General features: G+C 71.8%; 23 protein-coding genes. 17 read left to right on the top strand and 6 right to left on the bottom strand.

What is annotated here, in order from left to right; all coding sequences use genetic code 11:
• The first annotated feature begins 26 nt into the window (after positions 1-26).
• The 3 genes from BLU79_RS48325 (at position 27) to BLU79_RS22300 (ending at position 1,487) form a co-directional block, all read left to right on the top strand.
• Positions 27-164, top strand: coding sequence for a hypothetical protein (locus BLU79_RS48325; protein WP_177001131.1), 138 nt, complete (start codon positions 27-29; stop codon positions 162-164).
• Entirely contained in the window at positions 161-1,063 is a 903-nt protein-coding gene (locus tag BLU79_RS22305) for a J domain-containing protein (RefSeq protein WP_371131908.1), read from the top strand. The genes BLU79_RS48325 and BLU79_RS22305 overlap by 4 nt, the downstream gene beginning before the upstream one ends.
• A gap of 94 nt (positions 1,064-1,157) precedes the next feature.
• Positions 1,158-1,487, top strand: coding sequence for a rhodanese-like domain-containing protein (locus tag BLU79_RS22300; RefSeq protein ID WP_093907612.1), 330 nt, complete (start codon positions 1,158-1,160; stop codon positions 1,485-1,487).
• Positions 1,488-1,511: 24 nt separating this feature from the next.
• Here the strand turns inward: BLU79_RS22300 and BLU79_RS22295 are convergent, their stop codons facing one another.
• A complete protein-coding gene (locus tag BLU79_RS22295) occupies positions 1,512-2,645 on the bottom strand; it encodes an acyl-CoA dehydrogenase family protein (protein WP_093907611.1) in 1,134 nt (377 codons plus the stop codon).
• Positions 2,646-2,892: 247 nt separating this feature from the next.
• Between BLU79_RS22295 and BLU79_RS22290 the strand changes: the two genes are divergently transcribed.
• Genes BLU79_RS22290 through BLU79_RS22280 form a run of 3 tightly spaced genes read left to right on the top strand, consistent with a single transcriptional unit; the run spans position 2,893 to position 5,683 of the window.
• Positions 2,893-3,708: a DUF5819 family protein gene (locus BLU79_RS22290; RefSeq protein ID WP_093907610.1), complete on the top strand. Its 816-nt coding sequence runs from the start codon at positions 2,893-2,895 to the stop codon at positions 3,706-3,708.
• Positions 3,705-4,931, top strand: a complete 1,227-nt coding sequence (locus tag BLU79_RS22285; RefSeq protein ID WP_093907609.1) for an HTTM domain-containing protein — start codon at positions 3,705-3,707, stop codon at positions 4,929-4,931. Before BLU79_RS22290 ends, BLU79_RS22285 begins: the two co-directional genes overlap by 4 nt.
• Positions 4,928-5,683 (top strand): TrmH family RNA methyltransferase, encoded by a 756-nt coding sequence (locus BLU79_RS22280; protein WP_093907608.1) that lies wholly within the window; start codon positions 4,928-4,930, stop codon positions 5,681-5,683. Before BLU79_RS22285 ends, BLU79_RS22280 begins: the two co-directional genes overlap by 4 nt.
• 8 nt (positions 5,684-5,691) lie before the next feature.
• Here BLU79_RS22280 and paaN read toward each other — a convergent pair whose 3' ends face one another.
• A complete protein-coding gene (gene paaN, locus BLU79_RS22275) occupies positions 5,692-7,383 on the bottom strand; it encodes a phenylacetic acid degradation protein PaaN (RefSeq protein WP_093907607.1) in 1,692 nt (563 codons plus the stop codon).
• A 160-nt stretch (positions 7,384-7,543) separates the two neighbouring features.
• On the opposite strand from paaN, the gene BLU79_RS22270 reads away from it, so the two are divergent.
• Positions 7,544-9,061: a 3-hydroxyacyl-CoA dehydrogenase gene (locus tag BLU79_RS22270; RefSeq protein WP_093907606.1), complete on the top strand. Its 1,518-nt coding sequence runs from the start codon at positions 7,544-7,546 to the stop codon at positions 9,059-9,061.
• Positions 9,058-9,648 carry a TetR/AcrR family transcriptional regulator gene (locus BLU79_RS22265; RefSeq protein ID WP_093907605.1) on the top strand — a complete coding sequence of 197 codons (591 nt, stop codon included), beginning with the start codon at positions 9,058-9,060 and terminating at the stop codon, positions 9,646-9,648. The genes BLU79_RS22270 and BLU79_RS22265 overlap by 4 nt, the downstream gene beginning before the upstream one ends.
• Before the next feature lie 51 nt (positions 9,649-9,699).
• Here BLU79_RS22265 and BLU79_RS22260 read toward each other — a convergent pair whose 3' ends face one another.
• Positions 9,700-10,185 (bottom strand): Lrp/AsnC family transcriptional regulator, encoded by a 486-nt coding sequence (locus tag BLU79_RS22260; RefSeq protein ID WP_093907604.1) that lies wholly within the window; start codon positions 10,183-10,185, stop codon positions 9,700-9,702.
• 190 nt (positions 10,186-10,375) lie between these two features.
• Between BLU79_RS22260 and pdhA the strand changes: the two genes are divergently transcribed.
• The 6 genes from pdhA to BLU79_RS22230 all read left to right on the top strand — a co-directional run bounded on the left by pdhA (position 10,376) and on the right by BLU79_RS22230 (position 17,572).
• Entirely contained in the window at positions 10,376-11,512 is a 1,137-nt protein-coding gene (gene pdhA / locus BLU79_RS22255; RefSeq protein WP_093907603.1) for a pyruvate dehydrogenase (acetyl-transferring) E1 component subunit alpha, read from the top strand.
• Positions 11,509-12,513, top strand: coding sequence for an alpha-ketoacid dehydrogenase subunit beta (locus tag BLU79_RS22250; protein WP_093907602.1), 1,005 nt, complete (start codon positions 11,509-11,511; stop codon positions 12,511-12,513). Before pdhA ends, BLU79_RS22250 begins: the two co-directional genes overlap by 4 nt.
• Positions 12,513-14,057: a dihydrolipoamide acetyltransferase family protein gene (locus BLU79_RS22245; RefSeq protein ID WP_093907601.1), complete on the top strand. Its 1,545-nt coding sequence runs from the start codon at positions 12,513-12,515 to the stop codon at positions 14,055-14,057. Before BLU79_RS22250 ends, BLU79_RS22245 begins: the two co-directional genes overlap by 1 nt.
• 127 nt (positions 14,058-14,184) lie before the next feature.
• On the top strand, positions 14,185-15,129 hold the full coding sequence (locus BLU79_RS22240) for an NTP transferase domain-containing protein (protein WP_093907600.1): 945 nt from the start codon (positions 14,185-14,187) through the stop codon (positions 15,127-15,129).
• Complete coding sequence (locus BLU79_RS22235; RefSeq protein ID WP_093907599.1) at positions 15,126-16,478, top strand: molybdopterin molybdotransferase MoeA; 1,353 nt, start codon at positions 15,126-15,128, stop codon at positions 16,476-16,478. Before BLU79_RS22240 ends, BLU79_RS22235 begins: the two co-directional genes overlap by 4 nt.
• A complete protein-coding gene (locus BLU79_RS22230; RefSeq protein WP_093907598.1) occupies positions 16,475-17,572 on the top strand; it encodes a potassium channel family protein in 1,098 nt (365 codons plus the stop codon). Before BLU79_RS22235 ends, BLU79_RS22230 begins: the two co-directional genes overlap by 4 nt.
• Positions 17,573-17,584: 12 nt before the next feature.
• Here the strand turns inward: BLU79_RS22230 and BLU79_RS22225 are convergent, their stop codons facing one another.
• Both BLU79_RS22225 and BLU79_RS22220 read right to left on the bottom strand, forming a co-directional pair.
• The gene (locus BLU79_RS22225) at positions 17,585-18,433 is read right to left on the bottom strand and encodes an ABC transporter permease (RefSeq protein WP_093907597.1); all 849 of its coding nucleotides are present in this window, start codon (positions 18,431-18,433) and stop codon (positions 17,585-17,587) included.
• The gene (locus tag BLU79_RS22220) at positions 18,430-19,449 is read right to left on the bottom strand and encodes an ATP-binding cassette domain-containing protein (protein ID WP_093907596.1); all 1,020 of its coding nucleotides are present in this window, start codon (positions 19,447-19,449) and stop codon (positions 18,430-18,432) included. The genes BLU79_RS22225 and BLU79_RS22220 overlap by 4 nt, the downstream gene beginning before the upstream one ends.
• A 242-nt stretch (positions 19,450-19,691) precedes the next feature.
• Here BLU79_RS22220 and BLU79_RS22215 point away from each other — a divergent pair, with 242 nt between their 5' ends.
• Positions 19,692-20,672, top strand: a complete 981-nt coding sequence (locus BLU79_RS22215; RefSeq protein ID WP_093907595.1) for an NAD(P)H-quinone oxidoreductase — start codon at positions 19,692-19,694, stop codon at positions 20,670-20,672.
• A gap of 275 nt (positions 20,673-20,947) precedes the next feature.
• Here the strand turns inward: BLU79_RS22215 and BLU79_RS48320 are convergent, their stop codons facing one another.
• On the bottom strand, positions 20,948-21,733 hold the full coding sequence (locus BLU79_RS48320) for a hypothetical protein (RefSeq protein WP_177001130.1): 786 nt from the start codon (positions 21,731-21,733) through the stop codon (positions 20,948-20,950).
• 550 nt (positions 21,734-22,283) lie between these two features.
• Here BLU79_RS48320 and BLU79_RS22200 point away from each other — a divergent pair.
• Both BLU79_RS22200 and BLU79_RS22195 read left to right on the top strand, forming a co-directional pair.
• Positions 22,284-22,835: a PadR family transcriptional regulator gene (locus BLU79_RS22200; RefSeq protein ID WP_093907592.1), complete on the top strand. Its 552-nt coding sequence runs from the start codon at positions 22,284-22,286 to the stop codon at positions 22,833-22,835.
• Positions 22,836-22,921: 86 nt separating this feature from the next.
• Positions 22,922-23,464 (top strand): bacterial proteasome activator family protein, encoded by a 543-nt coding sequence (locus BLU79_RS22195; protein ID WP_093907591.1) that lies wholly within the window; start codon positions 22,922-22,924, stop codon positions 23,462-23,464.
• Positions 23,465-23,496 lie beyond the last annotated feature (32 nt).

Below are 23,496 nucleotides of genomic sequence, written 5' to 3'. Positions count from 1 at the left end.
GGCGGTTTGCTCTCGGCGAGGGGTCGGTGAAGTACCTCGACCTCGGCGGCGGGTTCGGTGACCGCGAGCCCGGTGACCGCGAGCCCGGTGGGCTGACCGGGGTTGTCGACCCGGCCGGAGTGCACGGAGGGCCGGGCGGGGTGTGGCCTACGCTGGTCGGGTGACGACGCCGGAAGCTGAGCAGTCCCAGGTCGAGCCCGTTGGTGCGGGGACGCGGGGCGGTGCCGAAGTGCCCGCCGATGGAGCTGAGCAGGGTGGTGAGGCGCAGGTGACGGCCGAGGACGGGGCCGGTCGGCCCGAGGAGCGGCTGGAGCGGGCCGTGCGGGCCGCCGAGCAGGCGTTGATCGAGTACGAGATCGCGGTGGAGACCTTCCGCGTCGAGGTGGAGAACTTCTCCCGGTTGCACCACCAGAAGCTCGGCCCGATGTACGCCCGCCTCGACGAGCTGGACGCCTGCATCGCCGAGGCCACGGCCGCCCGCACCGGCGACCCCGAGGACATCCGCAAGGCCGACGAGGCACGCGCGCGCGTGCTGCCGATGCCCGGCGTCGAGGAGCTGTTCCACGGCTGGATGGACGGCAGCGGACTGTTCCCGGAGGCCGAGGCGATGCTCACGGAGCAGCCGGTACGGCCGCCGCAGCGGGTGCGCCCCAGCGACGAGGCCCGCAAGCTCTACCGCGAGCTGGCCCGCAAGGCCCACCCCGACCTCGCCCAGGAAGATGCCGAGCGTGCCCGGCGCGAGGAGTTCATCACCCGCGTCAACGCGGCCTACGCCCGAGGCGACGAGGCGCTTCTGCGGGAGCTGGCCGAGGAGTGGGCCGCGGGCCCCGCGCCCAAGGAGCAGGGCCCGACCCCTGCCGAGGAGCTCTACGCCCGTCTCGAATGGCTGGCCCAGCGCAAGGAGATGCTCGCCCTGGTCGCGAAGGAGCTGGAGGAGAGCGCGATCGGCGCGATGCTCCGCCTCGCCCCGGACGAGCCGGACCGCCTCCTCGAAGAGATCGCCGAACAGCTCCTGGCCCAGGTCGCGGAGCGGGAGGCGGAGCTGGCGGCCTTGCTCGGCTAGAGGGACTGGGGCAACCCAGGGGCCTCCCTCTGAGGACCCCTCAACGAACCCGCACCCGTCAGGTAGCGTCGGAGTCATGCATTTCGGATCTGGCGTGCCCACGGTCGAGGTCGCGGGCCTCAAGGACGAGGACTTCCTGCTGGACGTCCGCGAGGACGACGAGTGGCAGGCGGGGCATGCCGAAGGCGCCCTGCACATCCCCATCAGCGAGTTCGTGGCCCGCTACGGCGAGCTGACCGAGGCCGCCCCGCAGGACGGCCGCGTGCATGTCATCTGTCGCTCCGGTGGGCGTTCCGCCCAGGTCGCGATGTACCTCGTCCAGCAGGGCATCGACGCCGTGAACGTCGACGGTGGCATGCAGGTGTGGGCAGCCGAGGGACGTCCCGTCGTGACGGACGAGGGCAAGCAGGGGTTCGTGCTCTGACCGACCTGCGCGTCCGCCGTGGAGCTATCCCAGCGGATGCGCCGCCAGCAGCTCCCCCAGCGCCTCCTCGTGTGCCGCCGCCGGGCCGAGCGCCAGCTCCAGGTGCTTGGCCCAGGCGTGGTACCGGTGCAGCGGATAGTCGACGTCGGCGCCGAAGCCGCCGTGCAGATGCTGGGCAGTCTGCACGATCCGCCGTACGCCGTCCGAGGCCCAGATCTTGGCCACGGCCACGTCCCCGGAGGCGGGCAGGGCTCCCGGTGCCCCCGAGGCGATCCGCCACGCGGCCTGCCACAGCGTGGCCTCCATCGCGCGCAGGTCGATGTAGCGGTCGGCGGACTGCACGGCGACCGCCTGGAACGTGGCGATCGGATGCCCGAACTGCTCCCGCTTGCTCGCGTAGTCGGAGGTCATCCCCAGCACCCGCTCACCCAGCCCGAGCGCCAGCGCACACGTCCCGGTGGTCAGCAGCTCCCGTAGCCACTCCCACGCCCCCTCGGTGTCGATGACATCGCGGGCCGCCGTCCGCACCGACTCCAGCCGCAGCTCCCCCAGCCGCTCCCCGCTGGTCGAGAACTGCTCGGCGAGCGAGAGCCCCTCCGCATCGCGCGGCACCAGCGCGAGGACGGTCCGGTCGGTGGCCGTACGGGCCGGCACGACGACGAGATCGGCGTCGTATGCCCAGGGCACCGCGGTCTGGACGCCGTCCAGCACCCACCCGGGGCCGTCCTGCCGAGCGGTCACCGCGAGCTCGGCCGGGTCGTGGCCGGTGCGGCCGTGCGCGGCGACCGTCAGCACGACCTCCCCGCGCCCCGCCTGGGCGAGGAGCTCGGCCTTCAGCTCGGGGCCGCCGTACGCCTGGACGGCCGCCACTGCCGCGCTGCTCTCCAGCAGCGGCACCCGGGCCAGCACCTTCGCCGACTCGCGCAGCACCAGGCACAGTGCGATGGCGTCGAGGCCGGCCCCGCCGTACTCCTCCGCGAGCTGCAGGCTCAGCAGGTCCGCGTCCGCGAGGCGGCGCCACAGGGGGCGGTCGAATTCGTCGGCGACGGCGCCCGGGGTGAGCGCGGGCGAGGGCACCGCGTCCGGCGCGACCCCGGCGAACACCCCGCGCGCCGCCTCGGCCGCCGCCTGCTGCTCCTCGGTGAAGGTGAAGTCCACGGTCCCTGCCCTCCGACACACACGGCGATCTGACGGAGCGTCAAGATAGAACAGGTTCTAGAAGAAGGGAATGCTCCTCGTAGGGCCGTGTGTGAGGGTCTCGTAGGACCCCCGTGGGATCCCCCGGTACCCCCGTATGGTGTGGACGACGGCAGTCCGCCAGGGGCTGTGCCCGGCGGGTGGGCCTGAGTACCGTTCCCGTGCGAGCGCCTAGGGACCACGGACCGGAATCGGGGAACGAAACGGAATGGCAGACGCGCAGGACGCAGGCTCGGCCGCCCGGCACGGGCCGGACGAGAAGCCGGGGGACGCCCCGCCCGCCGTCGTGCCCTCGCCCGTCGCCGTGGCTCCGCCCAGCCGTCCCGCTGCACCTGCTGCCCCCGTTCCGGTGCGGTCCCCCGAACCGCGAACCGGCGTGGCCGCCCTCTCCTTGCGCTACCAGATCGGCGCCGCCCTCGCCCTGGCGGTCGTGGCGATCGCCGTCTGTGTGCACATCGGCATGGTCTTTCTGCACGTCGCGCCGCCGAACACGGTCACCAAGCAGCACGGCAAGGCGATCGACGACTGGATATACCCGGAGTTCGAACAGAACTGGAAGCTGTTCGCCCCCAACCCGCTGCAGCAGAACATCGCGGTGCAGGTCCGGGCCGAGATCGACACGGCCGACGGCGACGTCCGCACCACCGGCTGGTACGACCTGTCCGCCCAGGACGGCCGGGCCATCGACGGCAATCTGCTGCCCAGCCACACCCAGCAGAACGAGCTGCGCCGGGCCTGGGACTTCTTCGTCGCCACGCATGACGCCCAGAACCGGCCCGTGGGCCTGCGCGGCGCCCTGTCCGAGACGTATCTGCGGCACATAGTGCAGCGGCGCCTCGACCACACGAACGCGGCCGGTGAGGGCGGCACCGTCGAACGCGTCCAGGTCCGCTCCCGCACCACCAATGTGCGCCCGCCGAAGTGGAGCGACGAGCAGGTCTCCGACAAGGCGACCTACCGCGTGCTGCCGTGGTGGTGGATTCCGCAGGGCGGCGACGACGCCGGCTCGGGAGGCGCCCGGTGAACCGCTTCTCGCTCGCGATCTCCTCCGGCATCGCCCGCGTCACCGAGTCCGCCCTCGGCCCGTACCAGACGGCCGTGATCCGCATCGGCTTCACCGCGACCTGGCTGCTGTTCCTGCTGCGCGAGTTCCCCCACCGCCAGGAGATGTACGGCCCCGAAGGCCCCTGGGAGTTCGGCCTCGCCCAGCAGTTGATCAAGACGAACGGCGCCTTCACCGCCCTGATCTGGACCAATGGTCAGCTCTGGTTCGAGGCCGTCTACGCCTTCGCCGCCTTGACCAGCGTGCTGCTGCTGCTCGGCTGGCGGACCCGCACGATGTCCGTGCTGTTCATGGTCGGTGTGCTTTCGCTGCAGAACCGCTCCGTCTTCATGGGCGACGGCGGCGACAACGTGCTGCACCTGATGTGCGTCTACCTCGTGTTCACGCGCTGCGGTCAGGTCTGGTCGCTGGACGAGCGCCGTGCCCGGCGCGACCGCGAGGCACGCGCGCGTGGAGAGCTGGTCGGGCCGGACCGGGTCGGTCCGGCTCTGTGGGCGGTGCTCGGGTTCGCGCTGGTCGCGGTGACCGCGGCCGGCCGCCTCGACGGCGATCCGACCGTGCCGGTGATCCTGTGGGGTGTCTGGCTGGCCCTGGCCGTGTGGTGGGTCGTGGGCCGTCGTGCGCGGACCGCCCAGCCCCGCGTCCTGCTCGACGTCGTCGGCAACATCGTGCACAACGGCGCCCTGCTGGTGATCATGGCCGAGGCGTGTCTGATCTACGCCACCGCGGGCTGGTACAAGATCCAGGGCTCCCGCTGGCAGGACGGCACCGCTGTCTACTACCCGCTGCACCTCGACTACTTCTCGCCCTGGCCGGCCCTCGCCGACCTGCTGTCGTCCAGCGGCACGATGGTGATGCTCATCACCTACGGCACGGTGATCGTGCAGGTCGCCTTCCCGTTCACGCTGTTCAACCGGCGGGTCAAGAACGTCCTCCTCGCGGCGATGATCACCGAGCACGCCGTGATCGCGGTGGTCCTCGGGCTTCCGTTCTTCTCGCTGGCGATGATCGCGGCGGACGCGGTCTTCCTGCCGACGCCGTTCCTGCGCCGCCTGGGCGACTGGGCGGCACGCGCGCGTGGACGTCTGTCAGGTCGGGTCCGGCGCTGCGACGACCGTACGGATCTTCCCGAGCCGCGCACCCCGGAGAACCCCGAGCACGCGCACGTAGGCTTCACGGCATGACCGTGCCCTCCTGGAACCGGCTTGCCGAGACGTCCGTCCTGCTCGACGGCTTCCACGCCCTCAAGCACGCCGTGCGCTTCGGAGCCGAGGTCCCGGTGGCGGTAGCCGTGGACCGGGAAGCCGCGCTGGCCCTCGCCGAGGAGCTGGCTCCGGACGTCCGCGACTCTCTGGACGCGCTCCTGAGGGAGGTCCCGGAGGCGACGTACACGTCGCTCGTGCCGCGCCCGCATCCGACCGCTGTGGCGGCTCTGGCGGTACGTCCGTCCCGCGCGGCCAACCTGGAGAAGCTGGCGCACACTCCCCGCACCGCCCCGGTCGTCGTCCTCGACAACCCCCGCAACCTCGGCAACGCGGGCGCCGTGATCCGGCTGGCCGCCGGTTTCGGCGCGACCGGCGTGGTCACCACCGGCACGCTCGATCCCTGGCACCCCACGGTCGTACGCGGCGGAGCGGGTCTGCACTTCGCGACCGCGGTGGAGCGCCTGGCGGTGGACGAGCTTCCGCCGGGCCCGCTGTTCGCCCTCGACCCGGAGGGCGACGACATCCGGGGCGGCAAACTCCCGGACGACGCCGTCCTCGCCTTCGGATCCGAGCGCAGCGGCCTGTCGGCCGAACTGCGCGCGCGTGCCGACCACTTGGTGTCCCTGCCGATGCGCCCCCAGGTCTCCAGCTACAACTTGGCGACGAGCGTGGCGATGACGCTGTACCACTGGAGTCTCACCGGGGGCGCTTTCCTGGCTCAGTCCTCCTGATTCAGGGCTCAGGCCTCCCGACGCACCTCGACGACCCGGAACCGGTTGGCGACGAACGCCCCGTCGCACAGCGCCGAGTTGGCCGCCGGGTTGCCACCCGAGCCGTGGAAGTCGGAGAACGCCGCCGTCTGGTTCACATACACCCCACCCGTGAGGTTGAGCGACAACTGGGCGGCCTCCTCCAGGCAGACCTCCTGAATCGCGCCCTCGACCTCCTCGTCGGTGGTGTACGCGCCGACGGTCATCGCACCCTTCTCGCGGATCGTCCTGCGCAGCAACTCCACCGCGTCCCCGGCCGAGTCGACCGCGACGGCGAACGAGACCGGCCCGAAGCACTCGCTCATGTACGCGGCCTCGTCATCCGGCTTGGCCCCGTCGAGCTTGACGATCACAGGCGTGCGCACGACCGCGTCCGGGAACTCGGGGTTCGTGATCTCACGGGAGGCGAGGGCGACTTCCCCGAGGCCGGCGGCAGCCTCCAGGCGGGCCTTCACGTCCGGGTTGACGATCGCGCCGAGCAGCGCGTTCGCGCGGGCGTCGTCGCCGAGCAGGCCGTCGACCGCGCGCGCGAGGTCGGCGACGACCTCGTCGAAGGTCCGCGGGCCCTCCTCCGTGCGGATGCCGTCGCGGGGGATGAGCAGGTTCTGCGGGGTGGTGCACATCTGGCCGCTGTACAGGGACAGCGAGAAGGCCAGGTTGGACAGCATCCCCTTGTAGGTGTCGGTGGAGTCGACGATCACCGTGTTGACGCCGGCCTTCTCCGTATAGACCTGCGCCTGGCGGGCGTTGGCCTCCAGCCAGTCGCCGAACACGGTCGAGCCGGTGTAGTCGATGATCCGGACCTCGGGGCGGGTGGCCAGGGTCTTCGCGATGCCCTCGCCGGGCCGCTCGGCGGCCAGCGCGACCAGATTGGGGTCGAAGCCCGCCTCGGCGAGCACCTGCCGCGCGACCTGCACGGTGAGCGCGAGCGGGAGCACCGCGCGCGGGTGGGGCTTGACGAGGACCGCGTTGCCGGTGGCCAGGGAGGCGAACAGGCCCGGGTAGCCGTTCCAGGTCGGGAAGGTGTTGCAGCCGATGACCAGGGCGATCCCGCGCGGGACCGGTGTGAACTGCTTGGTCAGGGCGAGCGGGTCGCGCTTGCCCTGCGGCTTGGTCCACTCCGCCGTGTCGGGGGTGCGGACCTGCTCGACGTACGCGTACGCCACCGCCTCCAGGCCGCGGTCCTGCGCGTGCGGGCCGCCCGCCTGGAACGCCATCATGAAGGCCTGGCCGGAGGTGTGCATGACCGCGTGCGCGAACTCGTGCGTCCGGTCGCTGATCCGCTTGAGGATCTCCAGACAGACCACCGCGCGCATCTCCGCGCCCGCGTCCCGCCACGCCCGCTGACCGGACTTCATGGCCGGCAGCAGCGCGTCGATATCCGCGTGCGGGTACTCGACGCCGAGCTCGATGCCGTACGGCGAGGATTCGCCGCCCACCCAGTCGTCGGTGCCGGGCTGGCCGAGGTCGAGGCGGTCGCCCAGGAGGGCGTCGAATGCGGCCTTGCCCGCCGCCGCGTCCAGGCTGCCGTTCTCGCCGTAGGCCTTGGGGTGCTCGGGGTGCGGAGACCAGTACGCGCGCGTGCGGATCGCTTCCAGCGCCTGGTCGAGGGTGGGCCGGTGCTTGGCGATCAGCTCGTGGGCGGTCAGTTCGGCGGCCATGCGAGACCAACTCCTCGTTTCCAGAGCTCACCGTCGAGCTCATGACCTGGGCAGAAACATGGGCAGGAACAGCCAGACAGAGTTAGAGTAACCGAACGATCGGTCGGGACAAGGGGGTCCGCCGCATCTGTGGAAAACCCCGTGCGGGAGGATCGCGCACATGACAGCACTCGACCTCAGCAGCCCCGTGGCCGTCGTCGGCACCGGCACCATGGGCCAGGGCATCGCCCAGGTCGCCTTGGTCGCGGGCCATCCCGTACGGCTGTACGACGCCCTGCCCGGACGGGCCCAGGAGGCGGCCGACGCGATCGGTGCGCGGCTCGACCGGCTCGTCGAGAAGGACCGCCTCGCCGGGGCCGACCGCGACGCGGCCCGCGCGCGGCTGCTGCCCGCCGAGTCGCTCGCCGACCTCGCGGACTGCGCCCTGGTCGTGGAGGCCGCCCTGGAGCGCCTCGACGTCAAGCAGGAGCTGTTCCGGGAGCTGGAGGGCATCGTCGGCGAGGACTGTCTGCTCGCCACCAACACCTCGTCCCTGTCGGTGACCGCGATCGGCGGCGCCCTCGCCAACCCGGGCCGCTTCGTGGGCCTGCACTTCTTCAACCCCGCGCCGCTGCTGCCGTTGGTCGAGGTCGTCTCCGGGTTCGCCACCGACGTCACGTCGGCCACGCGCGCGTACGAGACGGCACGCGCCTGGGGCAAGACGCCGGTCGCCTGCGCCGACACCCCCGGCTTCATCGTCAACCGCATCGCCCGGCCCTTCTACGCCGAAGCTTTCGCGGTCTACGAGGCACAAGGAGCCGACCCGGCCACCATCGACGCCGTCCTGCGCGAGTGCGGCGGCTTCAGGATGGGCGCGTTCGAGCTCACCGACCTCATCGGGCAGGACGTCAACGAGTCCGTCACGCGCTCCGTGTGGCAGTCCTTCTTCCAGGACGTGCGCTTCACGCCCTCGCTCGCCCAGCGGCGCCTGGTCGAGTCGGGCCGGCTCGGCCGCAAGAGCGGGCACGGCTGGTTCGACTACTCCGAGGACGCCGAGCGCGACGAGCCGCACACCGCGGAGGAGCGGCCGCAGCCCGCCTACGTCGTCGCCGAGGGCGACCTGGGCCCGGCGTCCGAACTGCTCACGCTGATCCGCGAGGCGGGCATCGCCGTGCGCGAGGAGGACGAGGACCACGGCACCCGCATGGTGCTGCCGAGCGGCGGCCAGCTCGCCCTCGCCGACGGCCAGACCTCGGTGGAGTTCCGGGACGTCGTCTACTTCGACCTCGCCCTCGACTACCGCCGGGCGACCCGGATCGCCCTGTCCGCCTCCCAGGACACCTCGCCGCGTACCCTCGCCGAGGCCATCGGCCTCTTCCAGGCGCTCGGCAAGGACGTCAGTGTCATCGGCGACGTCCCCGGCATGATCGTCGCCCGTACGGTCGCCCGGATCGTCGACCTGGCGCACGACGCCGTCGCCAAGGGCGTGGCCACCGTGGAGGACATCGACACCGCGATGCGGCTCGGGGTGAACTACCCCCTGGGCCCCTTCGAATGGAGCCGCAGGCTGGGCCGCAACTGGGCGTACGCCCTCCTCGACGACCTGCACCTGCGCGACCCCTCCGGGCGCTACGCGCCGTCCCTCGCCCTGTACCGCCACGCGTACGCCTCCGACAAGCGGGAGGGCAGCACCTCATGACCACAGCCAAGCGCGACACGTACACCCCGGAGACGCTGCTCTCCGTCGCCGTGCAGGTCTTCAACGACCGCGGCTACGACGGCACCTCCATGGAGCACCTCTCCAAGGCGGCCGGCATCTCCAAGTCGTCGATCTACCACCACGTCACGGGCAAGGAGGAGCTGCTGCGCCGCGCCGTCAGCCGGGCGCTCGACGGGCTCTTCGGGATCCTCGACGAGGAGCACGCGCGCGTGGGGCACGCCGCGGACCGGCTGGAGTACGTCGTACGGCGCATGGTCGAGGTGCTCATAGCCGACCTGCCCTATGTGACGCTGCTGCTGCGTGTACGCGGCAACACGGACACCGAGCGGTGGGCCCTGGAACGCCGCCGTGACTTCGACCACCAGGTCGCAGCCCTCCTGAAGGCGGCCGCCGCCGACGGGGAGGTCCGCGCCGACGTGGAGGTACGGCTGGCGACCCGGCTCGTCTTCGGGATGATCAACTCGATCGTGGAGTGGTACCGCCCGGACGGCCGAGGCATGAACGAGCGCGAGGTCGCGGACACGGTGGTGCGGCTGGTGTTCGGGGGGCTGCGACAGGAGGGGTGACCGCTCCTCCCGCGACGGAGCCCTGGCTACGAGCCCGGGCCGAAGCGGAACTCAGCCCTGCGGCTCCAGGTCCTCCTCCTCGAAGACCAGCAGGGTGCGCGTGCTGAGGACCTCGGGGATCGCCTGGAGGCGGGTGAGGACCAGTTCGCGCAGGGCGCGGTTGTCGGGGGTGTGCACCAGGAGCAGGACATCGAAGTCGCCGCCCACCAGGGCGATGTGGGAGGCGCCGGGCAGCTGTCGGAGGTGCTCGCGGACCGTGCGCCAGGTGTTCTGGACGATCTTCAGGGTGATGTAGGCCGAGGTGCTGTGGCCCGCGCGTTCGTGGTTGACGCGGGCGCCGAAACCGCGGATGACGCCGTCCTCGACGAGGCGGTTGATGCGGGCGTAGGCGTTGGCGCGCGAGACATGGACCCGTTCGGCGACCGACCTTATCGACGCGCGGCCGTCCGCCTGGAGCATCTGGAGGATGTCCTGATCGATGGCGTCGAGCGGACGCGGCGGCGGCAGGGGGCTGCTGCCGTCCGGGCTTTCGGCCATTTGTTCAGGCGCCATGTCCCCCCACCTTCCCGCCGTGGACGTACTGCGTTCATTGGAGGCTGTGGAGAACCGTTTGTCCACAGCCTGAGGGGGCCTGTAGCCAAAATGTGCCGACGACCGAACAATCGGTAGGTGAGGCGCATCACCGACGCTGCGCCTCCCGTAGCCGCTCCCACGAGGAGGTGCCGTCATGACGGTCATGGAGCAGCGGGGCGCGTATCGGCCATCGCCGCCGCCCGCCTGGCAGCCCCGCATGGACCCCGCGCCGCTGCTGCCCGACGCCGAGCCCTACCGCGTCCTCGGCACCGAGGTGGCCGCCAAGGTCGACGCGGACCTGCTGCGCCGGCTCTACGCGGAGCTGGTGCGCGGACGCCGGTACAACACCCAGGCGACCGCGCTCACCAAGCAGGGCCGACTCGCCGTCTATCCGTCCAGCACCGGCCAGGAGGCCTGCGAGGTCGCCGCAGCGGTGGCCCTTGAGGAGCGCGACTGGCTCTTCCCGAGCTACCGCGACACCCTCGCCGCCGTCGCACGCGGCGTGGACCCCGTCGAGGCGCTGACCCTGCTGCGCGGCGACTGGCACACCGGCTACGACCCCTACGAGCACCGCGTGGCCCCCCTGTGCACGCCGCTCGCCACCCAGCTCCCGCACGCCGTGGGCCTCGCGCACGCCGCCCGCCTCAAGGGTGACGACGTGGTCGCGCTGGCCATGGTCGGCGACGGCGGCTCCAGCGAGGGCGACTTCCACGAGGCGCTGAACTTCGCCGCCGTATGGCAGGCGCCGGTCGTCTTCCTGGTCCAGAACAACGGCTTCGCGATCTCCGTCCCGCTCGCCAAGCAGACCGCGGCCCCGTCGCTGGCCCACAAGGCCGTCGGCTACGGCATGCCCGGCCGCCTGGTCGACGGCAACGACGCGGCCGCCGTGCACGAGGTGCTGAGCGACGCTGTACGGAACGCGCGGGCGGGCGGCGGCCCCACGCTGATCGAGGCGATCACCTACCGCATCGACGCCCACACCAACGCCGACGACGCGACCCGCTACCGCGGCGACTCCGAGGTCGAGACCTGGCGCGGGCACGACCCGATCGCGCTCCTGGAGCACGAGCTGACCGAGCGCGGCCTCCTCGACGAGGCCGGCAAGCAGGCCGCGCGGGACGCCGCCGAGGCGATGGCCGCCGACCTGCGCGCACGCATGAACCAGGATCCGGTGCTCGACCCGATGGACCTGTTCACGCACGTGTACGCCGAGCCCACCCCGCAACTGCGCGAACAGCGCGCCCAGTTGCAGGCCGAGCTCGACGCCGAGTCGGAAGGCCCGCACCGATGACCACCGTCGCCGTCAAACCGGCCACCATGGCGCAGGCCCTCACGCGCGCGATGCGCGACGCCATGGCCGACGACCCCACCGTGCACGTCATGGGCGAGGACGTCGGAACCCTCGGCGGTGTCTTCCGGGTCACCGACGGGCTCGCCAAGGAGTTCGGCGAGGACCGCTGCACGGACACCCCACTGGCCGAGGCGGGGATCCTGGGCACGGCGGTGGGCATGGCCATGTACGGCCTGCGCCCGGTCGTGGAGATGCAGTTCGACGCGTTCGCCTATCCGGCGTTCGAGCAGCTCATCTCGCACGTCGCACGCATGCGCAACCGCACCCGCGGCAAGATGCCGCTCCCGATCACCATCCGCGTGCCCTACGGCGGCGGCATCGGCGGCGTCGAGCACCACAGTGACTCCTCCGAGGCGTACTACATGGCGACTCCGGGGCTCCATGTCGTCACGCCCGCGACCGTCGCCGACGCCTACGGCCTGCTGCGCGCCGCCATCGCCTCCGACGACCCGGTCGTCTTCCTGGAGCCGAAGCGCCTGTACTGGTCGAAGGACTCCTGGAACCCCGATCATCCGACGGACGTTGAACCGATTGGCCGCGCGGTGGTGCGGCGCTCCGGCCGGAGCGCCACGCTCATCACGTACGGACCGTCCGTGCCCGTCTGCCTCGAAGCCGCCGAGGCGGCGCGGGAGGAGGGCTGGGACCTGGAGGTCGTCGACCTGCGCTCGCTGGTGCCGTTCGACGACGAGACGGTCTCCGCCTCCGTACGGCGGACCGGACGGGCGGTCGTCGTGCACGAGTCGGGCGGGTTCGGCGGACCGGGAGGGGAGATCGCGGCCCGGGTCACGGAGCGCTGCTTCCACCACCTGGAAGCGCCGGTGCTGCGCGTGGCCGGGTTCGACCTTCCCTACCCGCCGCCCATGCTGGAGCGTCACCACCTGCCCGGCGTGGACCGGATCCTGGACGCTGTGGGGCGTCTGCAATGGGAGGCCGAGAGCTGATGGCACACGCTTCTGACATGCACAGTCTTGAGTTCAAGCTCCCCGACCTCGGGGAGGGGCTCACCGGGGCGGAGATTGTGCGCTGGCTCGTCGAGGTCGGAGACCTCGTCACCGTCGACCAGCCGGTCGTCGAGGTCGAGACGGCCAAGGCGATGGTCGACATCCCCTGCCCCTACGGCGGCGTGGTCACGGCCCGCTTCGGCGAGGAGGGCACGGAACTGCCCGTCGGGGCACCGCTGTTGACGGTGGCGGTGGGGGCGCCCGCTTCCGGTGTTCCGGCCGAGGAGCCGGGCAAGGGCTCGGACGAGGGCTCGGGCAACGTCCTCGTGGGATACGGCACCGGTGCGCCCCCGGAGCGGCGCAGGCGCGTACGGCCGGCCGTGCCGACGACCTCGACGGGGCAGCCGTCGGCCGGGGCGGCGAACGGCACCGCCGCGCGTGGGGCCACGCCGGCCGTCGAGCCCGCCACCACGGGCGTGGCGCGGCCCGTCGGCACAGGTGCCGCGGCGGGGCACGGCGCCGTCGGTCACCGTCCCGTCGGCCACGGCCGCGATGCCGCACCGGCCGAAGACGAGACCCGTAGCGACGGCCCTGTGCCCGTGATCTCCCCCCTCGTCCGCCGCCTCGCCCGGGAGCACGGCCTGGACTTGAGGGAGCTGCACGGCTCCGGACCGGACGGGCTGATCCTGCGGGCCGACGTCGAGTACGCGCTGCGTGCCGCCGAGGCGCAGGGACGACCGGCACAGCCGTCGGCCGAGCCGCACCCGCCCATGACCCCGATGACTCCGACGACCCCGGCCACCTCCGCGCCCGTCCCGGCCGCGCAGGCCCCCATCCGCTCCTCCGCCCCGCTCGGCGGCATCCGAACCCCCCTGAAGGGCATCCGCGGCGCCGTCGCCGACAAGCTCTCCCGCAGCCGGCGGGAGATCCCGGACGCGACCTGCTGGGTGGACGCCGACGCGACGGAGCTCATGCGGGCACGGACCGCGATGAACGCCGCCGGCGGGCCGAAGATCTCCCTCCTCGCCCTGCTGGCCCGCATCTGCACCGCCGCCCTGGCCCGGTTCCCCGAGCTCAACTCCACGGTCGACATGGAGGCCAGGGAGATCGTCCAGCTCGACCATGTACACCTCGGATTCGCCGCACAGACCGAGCGGGGCCTGGTCGTCCCGGTCGTGCGGGACGCGCACGCGCGCGACGCGGAGTCGCTGACCGCGGAGTTCGCCCGGCTGACCGAGGCGGCCCGCACGGGCACCCTCACACCCGCGGAACTCACCGGCGGCACCTTCACGTTGAACAACTACGGCGTGTTCGGCGTCGACGGCTCCACGCCGATCATCAACCACCCCGAGGCCGCGATGCTCGGCGTCGGCCGCATCATCCCCAAGCCCTGGGTGCATGAGGGCGAGCTGGCGGTGCGGCAGGTCGTCGAGCTCTCGCTCACCTTCGACCACCGGGTCTGTGACGGCGGCATCGCGGGAGGCTTCCTGCGGTATGTGGCGGACTGCGTGGAACAGCCGGCGGTGCTGCTGCGCACGCTGTGACGGACGGAGCCGCCCGCGGGACCACTGCCTCCCTCGCGTTCCGCGGGCCCGCCGTCTCCCTTGCGTTCCCCTGGCTTGCTGCCTCCCCAGCGTTCCCTGTGATCGTGGAGGCACGCATACTCGGGGGGTGACCGCGTACGAACCGCCGAGCGCGCAAGGCGCCGCCGATGCCGGAAGCGGCGACGTGTACGACGCCGTCGTGCTCGCCGGCGGTGCCGCACGGCGGCTCGGCGGGGCGGACAAGCCCGGGGTGCGGGTCGGCGCGCGGGCGTTGCTCGACCGGGTGCTGGCCGCCTGCGCCGACGCGCGCACCACCGTCGTCGTCGCCGATCCCCGACCGACCGCGCGTCCCGTGACCTGGGCGCGCGAGGACCCGCCCGGCGGCGGCCCGCTGGCCGCCCTCGACGCCGGGCTGCGGCACACCACGGCGGAGCGGGTCGTCGTCCTCTCGGCCGATCTGCCGTTCCTCGACGAGGGCACGGTCCGGCGGCTGTTGGCCACCCTGGGCACCAGCGGCGCCGACGGCGCGCTGCTCACCGACGCCGACGGCCGCGACCAGCCACTTGTCGCCGCGTACCGCGGGTCCGCGCTGCGCCGCGAACTGGCGTCACTTGCCGATGCCGACGGTCGTGTCACCGGCCTCCCCCTGCGCCGGCTGACCGGCGCGCTCGACCTCACCCGCGTCCAGGACCCCGTCGCGTCCTTCGACTGCGACACCTGGGACGACATCGCCACCGCCAGGGCACGCATCAGGGAGCATGGGCACGTGCTGGATGAATGGATTTCCGCAGTCAAGGACGAACTGGGCCTCGACCTCGACGTCGACACCAAGCTGCTGCTGGACCTCGCCCGCGACGCCGCCCACGGCGTGGCGCGGCCCGCGGCCCCGCTGACCACCTTCCTCGTCGGATACGCGGCAGCGCAGGCCAAGGGTGGTGAGGGCGGCCCCGAAGCCGTCGCCGAGGCATCCCGCAAGGCCGCCGCCCTCGCCCTCCGCTGGGCCGAGGAGGCCGCCGCCAAGCCCGACGCGGCCCCCGACGCCACCCCCGACACCCGCCCGGACGCCGGATGACCGCCCGCGGCATCAAGGCGGACGAGGACGCCGAGGACTTCGACGTCGATGAGGTGCTCGCACTCGTGAAGGAACGCAACGGCAACGGCCACCCCACCCCCGGCGACCACGTGCCCGCCCCCACCCCGGACCGCCACCACAAGGCCACCCCCTGGCCCGACGCCCGCGAGATCGCCGCCCGCGCAGCCCGCACCGCCACCCGGGCCGCCCGCCGCGCTCCCGTCTCCCTCCCCCTCGACGCCGCCCTCGGCCTCACCCTGGCCGCCCCCCTCACCGCCCTCACCGACCTGCCCTCCTTCGACACCTCGGCGATGGACGGCTGGGCGGTCGCGGGCCCAGGCCCCTGGGACGTACGGGACGAGGGTGTCCTGGCCGGGCATGCCGAGCCCGAGCGGCTCACCGACGGCGAGGCCGTCCCCATCGCGACCGGCGCGCGCATCCCCCCGGACACCTCCGCCGTCCTGCGCAGCGAGCACGGCCGCATGGACAGCAAGGACCGGCTGCACGGCACCCGGGAGATCGAGCCCGGCCAGGACATCCGCCCACGTGGCCAGGAGTGCCGTAACGGCGACCACCTGCTCGCGGTCGGTACCCTCGTGACCCCGGCCGTGCTCGGGCTGGCCGCGGCGGCCGGATACGACACCCTCACCGCCGTACCCCGCCCCCGCGTCGAAGTCCTCGTCCTCGGCGACGAGTTGCTCACCGAGGGGCTCCCGCACGACGGGCTGATCCGTGACGCCCTCGGCCCGATGCTGCCGCCCTGGCTGCGCGCACTCGGCGCCGAGGTCACCGCCCTGCGCCGGCTCGGCGACGACGCCAAGGCCCTGCACAAGGCGCTCACCAAGTCCGACGCCGACCTCATCGTCACCACCGGCGGCACCGCGGCGGGCCCCGTCGACCATGTCCACCCCACCCTGGAACGCATCAGTGCCGAACTCCTGGTGGACGGCGTCAAGGTGCGGCCCGGCCACCCCATGCTGCTGGCGCGCATCAAGGAGGACCAGCACCTCGTCGGTCTGCCCGGCAACCCCCTCGCCGCCGTCTCCGGCCTGCTCACCCTCGCTGAACCCCTGCTGCGCACCCTCGCTGCCCGACCGGCCCCGGAGGCGTACACGCTGCCCCTGAGCGAGGCGGCGCACGGGCATCCGTACGACACCCGGCTCATCCCCGTCGTGCTGCGCGGCGACCATGCCGCGCCGTTGCACTACCAGGGCCCGGCCATGCTGCGGGGCATGGCGGCGGCGGACGCGGTCGCCGTCGTACCGCCGGGCGGTGCCCGTGCAGGTCAGGAGACGGAACTGCTCGATCTGCCCTGGGCCAGCGCCGGTATCGAGGTGTGTTTCACGTGAAACTTCCGGGCCAGGACGCGATCGCCCGTGGGGCGGACGAGAGGGTCGCGACCTATCGGATCAAACTCCCGAAGAAGATCGTGGAGCATCCGTTCCGGCAGGTCGCCAAGCGGGTCCTGCTGGCCCTGTCGCTGCTCGTGGCGGCCGCTTTGATCGTCTACGCCGACCATGACGGCTACAACGACAACTCCGACGGTGCCGTCGACCTCCTCGACGCCTTCTACTACGCGACCGTCAGCCTCTCCACCACCGGATACGGCGACATCACCCCGGTCAGTGATGCCGCCCGGCTCACCAATATCTTCGTCATCACGCCCATGCGCGTGCTGTTCCTGATCATCCTGGTCGGCACCACGCTGGAGGTCCTCACCGAGCGGACCCGAGAGGAATGGCGTCTGACCCGCTGGAGGTCCACCTTGCGTGACCACACCGTCGTCGTCGGCTTCGGCACTAAGGGGCGGTCGGCGATCCAGACCGTCTGTGCGACGGGCCTGCGGAAGGACCAGGTCATCGTCGTCGACCCGAGTTCCAAGGTGATCGAGGCGGCGGTCGCGGACGGATACGCCGGGGTCACGGGGGACGCGACGCGCAGCGAGGTGCTGAAGCGGGCCGAGGTGGAGAAGGCGCGGAAGATCATCATCGCGACCCAGCGTGATGACACCGCCGTCCTGGTCACGCTGACGGCCCGGCAGCTCAATCGCGGCGCGAAGATCGTGGCCGCGGTGCGTGAGGAGGAGAACGCGCCGCTGCTGAAACAGTCCGGCGCCGACGCGGTCATCACCAGCGCCAGCGCGGCCGGCCGACTGCTCGGCCTCTCCGTGCTCAGCCCCGCGGCCGGCATGGTCCTGGAGGACCTGATCCAGCAGGGCAGCGGGCTCGACATCGTCGAACGGCCGGTCGTCAAGGCCGAGGTGGGCAAGAGCCCCCGGCAGACCGACGACCTGGTGGTGAGCGTCGTACGCGGGCACCGCGTGCTCGGATACGACGATCAGGCCGTCGGGACACTGCAGTTGACGGACCGGCTGATCACGATCGTACGGGCGACGCCGAGCGCCCAGGTCGCCCCGGACACCCGGCGTCTGCCTCAGGGCTGAAGCCCCGGTCGGCTACTTGCGGTTGTACAGCCGCATCGTGATCGGCCCGAAGACCAGCACGAACAGCCCGGCCCAGCCCAGCGACCAGGCGATCTCGTCGGCCGGCCAGTCGCCCGCCATCAACCCGCGCACGGCCGAGGACAGATGGGTGATAGGGCTGTTGTTGACGAAGGCCTGGAGCCAGCCCGGCATGGTGCTCGGGTCGACGAAGACGTTGGACAGGAAGGTGAGCGGGAAGATCACCATCATGCTGACGCCCATCACCGACTTCTCGGAGCGCAGCATCAGCCCGAACATCGTCCAGATCCACGAGAACGCGAACGAGAAGACGACCAGCAGCGTGATCCCGGCGAGCACGCCGACGACGCCGCCGTCCGCGCGGTAGCCCAGGATGATGCCGACGGTGAGCATCACGATCGAGGCGATGGTGTAGCGCAGGGCGTCGCCCAGCAGATAGCCGACCATGGTCGACGGCCGCCAGATGGGCAGTGACCGGAAGCGGTCGAAGACACCCTTCTCGATGTCGGTGTTCACCGAGACGCCGGTGTACATCGTGATCATCACGACCGACATCACCAGGATGCCCGGCAGCAGGAACTGGATGTACTCCTTCGGAGACCCGGCCAGGGCGCCCCCGAACAGGTACGTGTACATCAGCACCATCATGATCGGGAACGCGGTGACGTCGAAGAGCTGCTCCGGCACATGCTTGATCTTCAGGATCGCCCGCCATCCGAAGGTCATGGAGGCCGACCAGGCGCTGGGTCGCGGCGGTCGCTCCCCGGCGACCAGCAGTGCGGCGAGCGACTCGGCGCTGATCGGGGCGAGTTCCTTGTTCTCGGTGGTCGTCGCGGTGCTCATGCCGGCACCTCGTCCTTCCTGTCGTCGGCGTCGTCGGCTTCGCCGGTGCCGTGTCCGGTGAGGGCGAGGAACACCTCGTCCAGGCTGGGCTGGCCCAGCGAGAAGTTGTCGACGGTGACACCGGCGCGGGCGAGTTCGTTCAGCGCGCGGGCGGCCTGCTCGGCCGCGGTGTCGTTGCTCGCCGCCGCACTCAGCCGGGCGGTCAGCGCCACCGGGTCGGGCTCCGGCTGCACATGCGCGTCGAGAGCGCGGACCAACAGCTCCGCCGCGAGGTCCCGCTGTGCCGGATCACGCAACCGCAGATGTACGGAACCGGCGCCGACGGACGCCTTGAGCTCGCCCTTGGTCCCCTCGGCGATGACCCTGCCGTGGTCGATGACGGCGATACGGGACGCCAGCTGGTCGGCCTCGTCCAGGTACTGCGTGGTCAGCATCACGGTGGTGCCCTGGGCGACGACCGCGCGGATGATCTCCCACACCTGGTTGCGGCTGCGCGGGTCGAGACCGGTCGTCGGCTCGTCGAGGAAGAGCAGGTCGGGGGTGTTGAGGATGGACGCGGCGATGTCGATACGGCGCCGCATGCCGCCGGAGTAGTGCTTGACCTGCTTCCCGGCCGCCTCGGTCAGTCCGAAGGCCTCCAGGAGCTGCGCGGAACGCTCCCGCGCGGCCTGCTTGCCGTGCCCGAGGAGCCGGCCCAGCAGGACCAGGTTCTCGGTGCCGGTGAGGTCCTCGTCGACGGAGGCGTACTGGCCGGTGAGACTCACACGGCCGCGCACCTCGTCGGCTTCACGCACGACGTCGTGGCCGAAGACATGGGCCTCACCGCCGTCGGGTCGTAGGAGGGTGGCGAGCATCTTCACCGTGGTCGTCTTGCCGGCGCCGTTCGGGCCGAGGACGCCGTAGACCGTGCCGGCCGGAACCGCGAGGTCCACGCCGTCGACGGCCCGTGTCTCACCGAACGTCTTCACCAGGCCGGCGGTCTCGATCGCGAGACCGGACGTCGTCTGCGTGCTCATGCTTTCGGGGTCCTTCCGGGTGGTCCTTCCGCGTTCTTGGGCTACGCATGGGGAGACTTTTACGGTCGCGCAAACTCATCGGCGGCGCACAGGGAATTTCGAAGAGACCCGTCCAAGGTCCGAGGGGGATGGGGCCGGGGACGGAGGCGCCGGCCCTGACAGGACCACGAATGCGGCTACGGACGGCTCTTGTGTGGGGTACGCGGGCCGGTGAGCGAGGGCCGAGGAGTAGCGTCCGTGCCATGCATGCGATCACGATTCCCGAACCTGGTGGGCCCGAGGCGCTGGTGTGGGACGAGGTCCCCGATCCCGTGCCCGGTGAGGGCGAGGTGCTGGTCGAGGTGGTGGCCGGGGCCGTCAACCGAGCCGACATCCTGCAACGACAGGGCTTCTACAACCCGCCGCCCGGCGCCTCCCCCTATCCCGGCCTGGAGTGCTCCGGCCGGATCGCCGAGGTCGGCCCGGGCGTCTCCGGCTGGGCCGTCGGCGACGAGGTGTGCGCACTGCTCGCGGGCGGCGGCTACGCCGAGAAGGTCGCCGTCCCCGCCGGCCAGCTGCTCCCCGTGCCCAAGGGCGTGAGCCTCACGCAGGCCGCCGCCCTGCCCGAGGTGGTCTGCACCGTCTGGTCCAACGTCTTCATGGTCGCCCACCTCCGCCCCGGCGAGACCCTGCTCGTGCACGGCGGCTCCAGCGGCATCGGCACCATGGCCATCCAACTTGCCAAGGCCGTCGGCGCGAAGGTCGCCGTCACCGCGGGCAGCAAGGAGAAGCTGGACCGGTGCGCCGAGCTGGGCGCCGACATCCTGATCAACTACCGGGAACAGGACTTCGTCGCCGAGGTCAAGAAGGCCACCGACGGGGCCGGCGCCGACGTCATCCTCGACAACATGGGCGCCAAATACCTCGACCGCAACGTCCAGACCCTCGCCGTCAACGGCCGTCTCGCGATCATCGGCATGCAGGGCGGCGTCAAGGGCGAACTCAACATCGGCGCACTCCTGGCCAAGCGAGCCGCCGTCAGCGCGACCTCGCTGCGCGCCCGCCCGGTCACCGAGAAGGCGGCGATCGTGGCGGCCGTACGCGAACATGTGTGGCCGCTGCTGGATGCCGGCCATGTGCGTCCCGTGGTCGACCGCGAACTCCCGATGAACGAAGCGGCCGAGGCGCATCGGGTGGTGGAGGAGAGCGGGCATGTGGGGAAGGTGCTGCTCGTTGTGGCGTAGGGCTGCTTGAGCGGGAGCGGTTGCTGGGGCGAGCGTCGGTGGGTGGGGCGGGAGTCTCTGGGCCTGGGTGCTGCGTTGCCGTGCGCCCTGGAGCGTGGCCGGGCGGGGTGACGGGGTGCCTCGCCCGGGGCGGCCGCAAGCGTCGGCACCGGTGGCGGAGGTGGACGTCGGCGGGCGGGGAGGAGCTCGGCAGGCGGAGGCTATGGGGCGCCTCGACTTGCTCGCCCACGAAGAGCCGTTCCCGCAGTCGGCTCCTCCGGAGGACCTCCGCCCCTCTAGCCGCGCCGTAGCCGGAGGCCGACGAAGGCGAGGCCCAGACCGAGTCCGATGAGTACCAGCCCGCTGCCGAGCGGCAGGATCTGCATCACGGGTTCGACGGGGCCCTCGGCATGCGCGACGGGGTGCGTCGGCGGGGCGGAGGGCTCTGCGGAGGCTTCCCGGGCGAGGTCGTCGGCGGCATCCGCGCTCTCGGGCGCACTCCCGCCGTCGTCCTCGCCCTCCGCTTCCGCCTCCGGCAACGTCGAGCCGTCGCGCTCCTCGTCGCCCGTGTCGTCGCCCACGCCGCTGTCCGGCTCGTCCCGCGTCGCTTCCTCGTCCTCCAGCGGCCCCTTCTCCCGCCCCGGCCGCTGCCGCCCCTCGCCCGCCCGGCTCCCGGCCCGGGACGGCCCGTCGGAGGGCGCGGGCGGGGAGGTGACGGGTCCGTGAGCGGGGGAGGCGGACGATGCCCTCGACTCCCTGGCCGCCCTGGGCTCCTTGGACTTGCCGGACCCCCTCGATGCCTTGGACTCTCCGGATTTCCGGGGCTCCCTGGACTCCTGGGGCTCCTGGGGCTCCTGGGCCTCTCTGGACTCCCGGGGCTCCTTGGATTCCTTGGACTCTCCAGGCGTTGCGGAGAGGCCGGAGGCAGCCTTGGACTCATCCGCATGGCTGGAGGAAGGCCGGGGCTCGGCTGCGGAGCCGGAGGACTCCCCTGAGGGTTCCCCGAAGGAATTCCCCGGCGAACCTGTGGGCGCGGAGGGAGCCCAGGACCCGGCCGTGGAGCTGGAGGGAGTCCAGAGCACACCCGCTCCACCCGCACCACCCGCACTACGGGCACCGCGTGGACCCTCATGCCCGTACGACATCCCAGCTCCCGACAGCCCCACAGCCATCCCCACCACCAGCACAACCACGACTCTCTGCGCCCGCAGAGCCACCGGACCCTGCACCGCCGACCAGGTCCGCACCGCCCGCAGAACCGACCGCACCCCGATCCCGTCCACGCCCTCCGACGGCGAGAACCCGGCGGCCCCGCACCCAGCCCCCGGCAAGGCCGCGATCGCACCACCCGGAACAAGCTGCACCGCCCCGACAGCAGGCGCGGAGGTGGCCCGCAACATCCGCTGCTCTACGGCACCCGCACCCGCAGTCCGAGCCTCAGCTGCACCCGCACCCGCCGGCCCGCACCAGCCCCCCACACCCCCGGAGGCAGCCCGCACCCGTCCCGGTCCCCGTCCCCGTCGCTTCCCCACCACGGCCAGCCATGGAGTCATAGGAACAATCCTCACCGCACCCACCACACCCGGCATTCCGGACTCCGCCACCCGACCGAATCCGGCGCACAATCCGGGTATGTCGATACGACACGGACTGCTGGCGCTCCTGGAACCCGGCGCCCGCTACGGCGCGCGGCTGCGCACCGAATTCCTGGCGCGCACGGGCGGGACCTGGCCGCTGAACATCGGCCAGGTCTATACGACCCTCGGCCGGCTGGAGCGGGACGGCCTGGTCGTCCAGGACGGTGTGGACCGGGCCGGGCGGGTGCTGTACGCGCTGACGGAGGCGGGCCGTGTCGAGCTGCGGGCCTGGTTCACGCGGCCCGTGCAGCGGGTGAGCCCGCCCCGCGACGAGCTGGCGATCAAGCTGGTGATGGCGGTGGGGGCGCCCGGCGTCGACGTACGCACAGTCGTGGGGACGCAGCGCAGACATGTGACCGAGGCCCTGCACGGCTACGTACGGCAGCGGGCCGAGGCGCTGGCGCGGGCGCACGAGCACCCGGACGAGCTGGCCCGGCTGCTCGTGCTGGAGCAGCTCGTCTTCCACGCCGAGGCGGAAAGCCGCTGGCTCGACATCTGCGAGGCGCGTCTCGTGCGACTCATCCGAGCCGGAGACGCCGAAGAGTGACGGAAAGTCCCGCACCGTAAACGGTGGATCTCTCCCCATGGGGGGCACCACGATGATGAGCTGTACGGGTGCGAGAGAATGGCGGCATGGAGATGCCGAGGAACGAAAGGTCGCCCGAGACCCCCCAGATCCTGGTCGTGGGTCAGGACGGGATGGCGCTCACCGGCGGCAACGGAGACGAGGACTCCCGCGAGATCCCCGTGACGGAGCAGGTCGAGCAGCCGGCGAAGGTCATGCGCATCGGAAGCATGATCAAGCAGCTGCTCGAAGAAGTGCGCGTGGCTCCGCTGGACGAGGCGAGCCGGGTCCGGCTGAAGGAGATCCACGCCAGTTCGGTGAAGGAGCTGGAGGACGGTCTGGCGCCGGAGCTTGTCGAGGAGCTGGAGCGGCTCTCCCTGCCGTTCACGGACGAAGCGACCCCGAGTGACGCGGAACTGCGGATCGCGCAGGCCCAGTTGGTCGGCTGGCTGGAGGGCCTCTTCCACGGCATCCAGACCACGCTGTTCGCCCAGCAGATGGCGGCCCGCGCCCAGTTGGAGCAGATGCGTCGCGCCCTCCCGCCGGGCGTCGGCGGCCACGAGGACGGCGAGCCGGGCCAGGGCGGCCGAGTGGGTGGGCCGTACCTGTAACCACCCCCTCTGACAGGAGAAGGGCCCGGCAG

It is taken from the genome of Streptomyces sp. cf386, from assembly GCF_900103585.1.
Lineage (GTDB): Bacteria > Actinomycetota > Actinomycetes > Streptomycetales > Streptomycetaceae > Streptomyces.
Note: the sequence above shows the minus strand (reverse complement) of the source record. Positions and strands in the feature narration are given on the sequence as shown.